Source organism: Streptomyces bambusae (assembly GCF_019400985.1).
Taxonomy (GTDB): Bacteria; Actinomycetota; Actinomycetes; order Streptomycetales; family Streptomycetaceae; genus Streptomyces; species Streptomyces bambusae_A.
Map to the genome: position 1 here is coordinate 1 of NZ_WTFF01000343.1, position 7,658 is coordinate 7,658.

The 7,658-nt window shown below is 75.9% G+C and carries 6 protein-coding genes; all 6 read left to right on the forward strand.

Annotated elements, in window-relative coordinates; translation table 11 throughout:
* Positions 1-877: ABC transporter permease (locus GPJ59_RS30775; RefSeq protein WP_258025173.1), on the forward strand; the 877-nt coding region annotated here is incomplete at its 5' end.
* Positions 865-1,698, forward strand: a complete 834-nt coding sequence (locus GPJ59_RS30780) for an ABC transporter permease (RefSeq protein ID WP_219671200.1) — start codon at positions 865-867, stop codon at positions 1,696-1,698. The genes GPJ59_RS30775 and GPJ59_RS30780, both read left to right, overlap by 13 nt.
* Positions 1,699-1,706: 8 nt before the next feature.
* A complete protein-coding gene (locus GPJ59_RS30785) occupies positions 1,707-2,825 on the forward strand; it encodes an ABC transporter ATP-binding protein (protein ID WP_219671201.1) in 1,119 nt (372 codons plus the stop codon).
* Between the two features lie 705 nt (positions 2,826-3,530).
* A complete protein-coding gene (locus GPJ59_RS30790; protein ID WP_374200959.1) occupies positions 3,531-5,387 on the forward strand; it encodes an HAD-IA family hydrolase in 1,857 nt (618 codons plus the stop codon).
* Between the two features lie 198 nt (positions 5,388-5,585).
* Entirely contained in the window at positions 5,586-6,713 is a 1,128-nt protein-coding gene (locus GPJ59_RS30795) for a sensor histidine kinase (RefSeq protein WP_219671202.1), read from the forward strand.
* The gene (locus tag GPJ59_RS30800) at positions 6,710-7,438 is read left to right on the forward strand and encodes a response regulator transcription factor (RefSeq protein ID WP_308120575.1); all 729 of its coding nucleotides are present in this window, start codon (positions 6,710-6,712) and stop codon (positions 7,436-7,438) included. Before GPJ59_RS30795 ends, GPJ59_RS30800 begins: the two co-directional genes overlap by 4 nt.
* Positions 7,439-7,658 lie beyond the last annotated feature (220 nt).

Consider the following 7,658-nt stretch of genomic DNA (forward strand, 5'->3'; position numbering starts at 1 on the left):
CGCGCCCACCGCCCCGGCCGCCCGGCCCGGGCGGCGGGCCCGCCGGGGCGGCGCACCCGCCGTCCTGCCCCTGCTGCTGTTCACCGCGGTCGCCTTCGGCCTGCCCGCCGTCGCCATGCTCGACGGCGCCTTCACCGTCAAGGACCCGGCCACCGGCTCGACCGCGTACGGCCTCGACAACCTGACCGCCTCCTGGCAGGGCGCGTACCTCACCGCCCTGCTCGGCAGCGTGAAGCTGTCCGCCACCTCCGCCGTCCTCGCCGCCCTGCTCGGCCTCCTCCTCGCCCAGGCCGTCGTCACCTCCCGGCTGCGGGCCCTGCGCGAGGCCGTCCTGACCGCCTCCGGAGTCCTGGCCAACTTCGGCGGCGTCCCCCTCGCCTTCGCCTTCGTCGCCACCCTCGGCAACTCCGGCGTCCTGACCCGGAAGCTGGGCCTGACCGACGCCGGCTGGGACCTGTACGACTTCTGGGGCCTGGTCCTCGTCTACCTGTACTTCCTCGTCCCCCTCATGGTCCTCACCATCACCCCCGCCCTGGAGGGCCTGCGCACCCAGTGGCGCGAGGCCGCCCGGAACAACGGCGCCACCGGCCGGCAGTACTGGCACCACGTCGCCCTGCCCGTCCTCGCCCCCTCGCTGCTCGGCGGCCTCGTACTGCTCTTCGGCAGCGCCTTCGCCGCGTACGCCACCGCCGCCGCCATGGTCGGCAGCTCCGTCCCGCTGGTCACGCTCCAGATCGCCGACGCCATCTCCGGCAACGTGCTCGTCGGACAGGAGAACGTGGCCCTCGCCCTCAGCCTCGACATGGTCCTCGTCGCGGGCCTGGTCATGGCGGTCCACCTGCCCCTGCAACGACGGAGCGCCCGATGGCTCGCCTGACCCCCACGACCGCTCCCTGGCGGGTCCTCGTCCTGGCCGTGGCGGCCCTGTACTTCCTGGTGCCGCTCGCCGCCTCCGTCGTCTTCACCGTCGACGTGCCCGGCCAGGGGTTCACCCTCGACGCCTACGCGCGCATCCTCGACACCGAGGGCTTCCTGCCCAGCCTGCTGCTCTCCCTCGAACTCGCCGCGGCCACCGTCGCGGTGGTCCTGCTGCTCATGGTCCCCGCCACCGTCGCGCTGCGCCTGAGCGCCCCGAAGCTGCGGCCCGTCGTCGAGGTGGTGTGCTCGCTCCCGCTGGTCGTACCGCCCATCGCCTTCGTCGCCAGCATCGGCACGGTCCTCAAGTGGGGCCCGGAGCACCTCTCCCGCACCCCGCTCTTCCAGACCTTCGTCGCCGTCCAGAACCCCGGCTTCCCGGTGGTCCTCGTCCTCGCGTACGCGGTGATGGCGCTGCCGTTCGCGTACCGGGCCCTGGACGCGGGACTGCGCGCCGTCGACGTACGCACCCTGGTCGAGGCCGCCCGCAGCTGCGGCGCGAGCATGCCGTACGCCCTGCTCCGCGCCGTGCTGCCGAACCTGCGCGGCGCCCTGCTGAACGCCTCCTTCCTCACCCTCGCCCTGGTCCTCGGCGAGTTCACCACCGCCCAGCTCCTCGGCTTCCGGCCGTTCGCCGTCTGGATCGTCAACATCAGCGGCTCGCAGGCCCAGATGTCCGTGGCCGTGTCCGTCATGAGCCTGCTGGTGACCTGGCTGCTGCTGCTCCTCCTCGCCGGCTTCGGCGGCCGCCGCACCCCCTCCACGACCACCGACCGGAAATGACACCCGCCATGACGCTCACCGCACCCGAGAAGACCGCGGCCACCGCCGCCGCCACGGTCGAACTGCGCTCCCTGCGGCGCAGCTTCGGCGCCACCACCGCCCTCGACGGTCTCGACCTGACCGTGCGGCCCGGTGAACTGCTGGCGCTGCTCGGCCCGTCCGGCTGCGGCAAGACCACCGCCCTGCGCATGCTGGCGGGCTTCGAGACCCCTGACTCCGGCGAGATCCTCGTCGACGGCAAGGACATCACCGGCGTACCCGCCCACCGCCGCGACGCCGGCATGGTCTTCCAGTCCTACAGCCTCTTCCCGCACCTCGACGCCGTCGACAACGTGGCGTTCGGACTGCGCATGCGCAAGGTCCGCACCGCCGAGCGGCGCGCCCGGGCCGCCGAACTCCTCGACCTGGTCGGCCTCGCCGACAAGGGCGGCCGCTTCCCCCACCAGCTCTCCGGCGGCCAGCAGCAGCGCGTCGCCCTGGCCCGCGCCCTCGCCCTGCGGCCCCGCGTCCTGCTCCTGGACGAGCCGCTGTCCGCCCTCGACGCCAAGGTGCGCCTGACCCTGCGCGAGGAGATCCGCCGCCTCCAGCAGGAACTGGGCATCACCACCCTCTTCATCACCCACGACCAGGAGGAGGCGCTGTCCATGGCCGACCGGGTGGCGGTCATGCGCGCCGGCCGGCTGGAGCAGATCGCCACCCCGGCGGAGCTGTACGCGCGTCCCGCCACCGCCTTCGTCGCCGAGTTCGTGGGCACCATGAGCCGCATCCCGGGTCGCCTGCGCCCGGCCGGCGCGTCCGGCACGTCCGGCGCGGCGAGCGTCGAGGTCCTGGGCCGGCGCCTGCTGGTGGACGGCACGCCGCCGGAGGCCGCCGGTACCGCCGACGCCGAGGTCGACGTCCTCGTCCGGCCGGAGTCCGTCCAGGTCGCCGCGGACGACGCCGGGCCGGCCCGGGTCCTCGCCACCTCCTTCCTGGGCGCGACCGTCCGGCTCACCGTCGCCCTGCCCGACGGCACCCGGGTCAAGGCGGACCTGCCCGCCCACGAGGCGGCCGCGCTCACGGCCGGCGCCGCCGTCCGCCTCTCACTGCCCGACCGGCCGGTGCTGGTGGCCCCGCGCACCGCCTAGGGCCTGTCCGGCGGATCATGGCCGGGTCCGCGACGCTCCCCCAGCTACCGCTGGGTGGGGGTGCCCCCGGCCGGAGGCTGGGGGAGTGCCCCAGGCACGCACTCTCGCCGCACCGGACGAAACCCCAAGTACGTCCAGTACGAGGGCTTCCGCCCGGCACGCCGAGAGCACGCACCAGACGCCGCGGGGCCGCCCTTCGGGCGACGACGGGAATTTGACGACAGGCCCTGGCCGACGGGACGCGCGCGGCCTCGCGGGCCGCCGACCTGCCGGCCGGCCCGGCACCGCGGGCCCGGCCGGCCAAGCGGTCCGCTGGAAGTGCGGTGATGGAACCGCCGGCCGGTGGGGGCTGGTCGCGCAGTTCCCCGCGCCCCTGACGGGGCGCGGTACCGCACCGGACTTCGCCGATCCCGCTCAGGCACCCGCCCCGCCCGATCCGCCCGCCCGCCCGCCCGATCCGCCCGCCCGCCCGCCCGCCCGCCCGATCCGGCCGGTCGGCTCGGATCCGGTCGGTCGGCTCGGATCCGGTCGGTCGGCCCGGATCCGGTCGGCCGCCCGATCCGGCTCACCGGCCCGGGGCCGTGACCCGCCCACCACCACCCGCTGCCTGCGCCGCCCCACCACCCGCACCCCCTGCCCGCTGCCTGCGCCGCCCCCGCCCCCCCGCCCGACGACCCACCCCCCCGCGTCCGGAAAGAGAACCCCGTGAAGCCGCTGCTCCCCACGCCCGCCCCGCCGGCGTCGCTCCAGGCCGTCCTCTTCGACATGGACGGCACGCTCGTCGACACCGAGCAGCTCTGGTGGGACACCGTGGCGGAAGTGGCCGAGGGGCTCGGGTACGCCCTCGCCGAGCACGACCAGCCGGACGTGCTCGGCCGGCCCGTCGAGCACACCGCCGGCCACCTGGCCCGGCTCGGCGGCGCCCCCGCCGGCCCGATCGCCGCCGAGCTGCACCGGGCCTTCGCCGAGCGGGTCCGCACCCGGGTCGTCCCCCGGCCCGGAGCGCTGGCCCTCCTCGGCGCCCTGCACGACGAGGGCGTCCCCACCGCCCTCGTCACCGCCTCCCCCCGGGAGGTCGCCGAGACCGTCGTGGCCGCCCTCGCGGAGGCCGGCCACGGCGGTTTCACCGTCACCGTCACCGCCGACGACACCGCACTGACCAAGCCCAGCCCCGATCCCTACCTCGCGGCCTGCCGTGCCCTGCGCGTTCCGCCCGCCGCCTGCGTGGCCGTCGAGGACACCCCCACCGGCGTGGCCTCGGCCGAAGCCGCCGGCTGCCAGGTCCTCGCCGTACCGTCCGTCGCCCCCATCGCCCCGGCCCCGGGCCGCACCGTGCTGGACTCCCTCGAACAGGCCACCCCGGACCGGCTGCGGGCCCTGGTCGCCACCGCCCCGCTACCCCGCTTCCTGGTCCCCGAGCTCACCACCCGCCGTGCCCGGGCCGGCCGGCCCTTCACGGCCACCGTCGCGGGCCTGCTGCGGGGCGCCGCCCGCCCCGTGACCTTCGCCGCCGCCGAGGCCCCCGACTGGCTCACGGTCCGCGCCGACGGCACCCTCGACGGCACACCCCCGCCCGCGGCCGCCGGGGACACCGCCGTCGCCACGGTCACCGCGGTCGACCCGCACGGAGCCACCGCCCACCTCACCGTCCGCATCCCCGTCGCGGCGGCCGACGCACCCCCGCTCGACCGGGTCCGGGTGATGAGCTGGAACCTCTGGCTCGGCGGCAGCCGCGTCGACGACCACCGCGACAAGCAGCTGAAGGTGCTCCTCGCCGCGGACGCGGACGTCGTAGGCCTCCAGGAGACCGCGGTGCACGCCGCGCCCGAACTCGCCGAGGCCCTCGGCTGGTTCCACCACCGCGCCGGGGAGAACCTCGCGATCCTCAGCCGCCACCCGATCACGCAGACCCTGGGCGACCCCGACGTCGGCTTCTACGGCGCGACCGGCGCCCGCATCCGGCTCGACGAACACCCCGACGGCACCCCGCACGAACTGGTGCTGTGGACGGCCCACCTCAACTACACGCCGTACGGGCCCTACGACGCCTGCTTCGGGGGCCTGACCGAGCCCGAACTGGCCGACCGCGAGCGGGAGTCGGGGCGGGTCCGGGAGATCGGGCAGATCCTGGCCGAGATGGCGCCGGACCTGGCCGCCGCCGACCGCACCCCCGTCCTGCTCACCGGCGACTTCAACGCCCCCTCCCACCTGGACTGGACGACCGCCGCCGCCGGACTGCACGGCGGGCACGGGCCGGTGGACTGGCCGGTCTCCCGCGCCTGCGAACGGGCCGGCCTGCACGACTCCTACCGGCAGGCCCATCCGGACCCGGTCGCCGCCCCCGGCACCACCTGGTCGCCCGTCCACCCGCGCCACGAGGACGGCAGCGGCCGGCCGGAGCCCCAGGACCGCATCGACTTCGTGCTCCACGCCGGCGCCCGGCTCACCGTCCTGGACTCCACCGCCCTGGCGACCGGCCGCATCGCCCCCTGGCCGGACGTCGCCGGCAACGACTGGCCCTCCGACCACGCGGCGGTCGTCACGACCTACCGGTTCGCCTGACCGCAGGACGAGCCCGGATTTGGCGCGCAGGACCCGCCCGGATCCGGCGCCGACCGTGCCGGATCGCACCTTCTCGGCATCCGGTGACTAGGGCAAAATGCCTGGTGACCGTGGCAATTGCAGCTCTGGGGAGGGGTGGTCGTGGCATTGCTGTCGTTACCGCTACGGCGCACACGGGCACGGCGGGGGACGGCCGGGGTGGGGTCGGGGCTGCAGCGCGCCCAGTCCTTCCTGACGGTGGCCACACTCCTCTACCGGGCCAGCCATCTGACGGTCGGCGTCCTCGCCGTCGCCCAACGCCGGTCGGACCTCCCCCTGCAGTACGCCGGACTCGCCGCGGCCCTGGGGCTGAGCGCGCTGACCTACGGCGCGGCCCTGCGGCGCGGCTGGTTCGACCGGCGGCACATCTGGGCGGACGTCCTCGTGACCGGGTGCGTGTTGCCCCTTGCCCTGTGCACCTGGGGCGACGCGAGCGAACCCGCCGCGATCGGCTGGGCGATGCTGCTCGGCGGGTCGGCGAGCGGCGCCGCGGGCGTCGCCCTCGACCGGCTCCACGCCGTCGCCGCGGTCGCGCTCCTCATGGCGACCCACTTCGTCGGCTACCAGCTGGTCGGCGCGAGCCAGGCCGTGGTCCTCGGCCATCTCAACTCGCTGGTGTCGTCGGCCGTGATGACCTGGGTCTTCCGGTGGTACCTGCTCCGCCAGGGACGCCTCCTCGACGCCGCCAACGCCCGCGCGCTGGCCGCGGAGGCGCACAAGGCGCGCTACGCCGAGCGGCTGGAGCACCACCGGGCGCTGCACGACACCGTCCTCGCCACCCTGACCACCCTGGCGACCGGCGGCGTCGACGCCAACGCCCCCGAGGTGCGCGAGCGCTGCGCGCGCGAGGCGGCGTACCTGCGCCGGCTGATCCAGCGGACCGCCGACGAGGTCCAGCACCGGGAGATCGGGACGGCGCTGGAGGAGGCGGTCCGATCGGTGGAGAGCCTCCAACTGCGGGTCACCGCCCAGTACCACGAGCTGCCGCAGGTACCGCCCGAGGCCGCCGCCGCACTGGGCGACGCCGTGCGGGAAGCCCTGAACAACGTGCGGCGGCACGCGGGAACCGGGCACGCCTTCCTCACCGCGACCGCCGACCCGGACGGCCGCGGGGGAGTGGTCGTCACCGTCGTCGACCGGGGCCCGGGATTCGACCCCGGGCAGTGCACGCCCGGCCTCGGGCTGCGCCGCTCGGTCCACGGCCGGCTGGCGGAGGTGGGCGGCCGGGCGGTCGTGGACACCGCCCCTGGCGAGGGCGTACGGGTGGAACTGCGTTGGCCGGGGTGATCACGGTCGCGGTGGTCGACGACGACCGGATGCTCCTCGACGGCATGCGGGTCTGGCTCGGCGGGGTACCGGAGCTGCGGCTCGTGGCGACCGCCGCCACCGTCGGGGAGCTCCTCGGGGCGGCCGCGACCGCGACCGTGACCGCGGCCACGGTCGAGGAGCTCCCGGACGAGCCACCGGGCGCGCCGGAGGCGCAGCTTCCGCACGGCTGCGGCGGGACCCGGGGCGCCCCGGCCGACGTCGTCCTCCTCGACCTCGTGCTGCGGGACGGCTCCGCCCCGGCCGACAACATCCGGCGGCTGCTGCGGGCCGGGAGCCGGGTCCTGGTGATCAGCACGGTGCCGGACCGCTCCCGGATCATCGAGGCCGTCCGGGCCGGCGCCGACGGCTACCTGACCAAGGACAACGACCTGCCCACGCTGGTCGCGGCCGTCAAGGACCTCGCGGCGGGCCGGGGCGCCCACTCCACGGAACTCGCCTTCGCCTGCGCCTACGACAACAGCCCCGACCGCCCCCGGCTCTCGCCCCGGGAGCGCGAGATCCTGCTCGACTACGCCTCCGGGCTGACCCTCAAGTCGGCCGCCCGGCGCGCGGGCATCACGGTCCACACGGCCAAGGACTACCTGGACCGGGTCAAGGCCAAGTACCAGCAGGCGGGCCGCCCCGCGTACACGAAGGTCGACCTGGCCCGGCGGGTACGCGAGGACAGTCTCGACGGCAGCTGACCCGCCGGCGCAAGCCCCCCAAACGGACGGCTTCAGGCGGGGCCCGGGGCCTTCGTACCGTCGTTCCCGGCGGTGCCTGGGCAGGGCCCGCCTGGAAGGGGACGTTCCGGTGTTCGTACTCCCGCCGGCGCTGCCGGCCGACGACGGCCGAACCGCCACGGGCCCGGCCGGCGGCCCCCGCCCGAGCCGCGGCGCACTCCTCGGCCGCGCGGCCGAGACG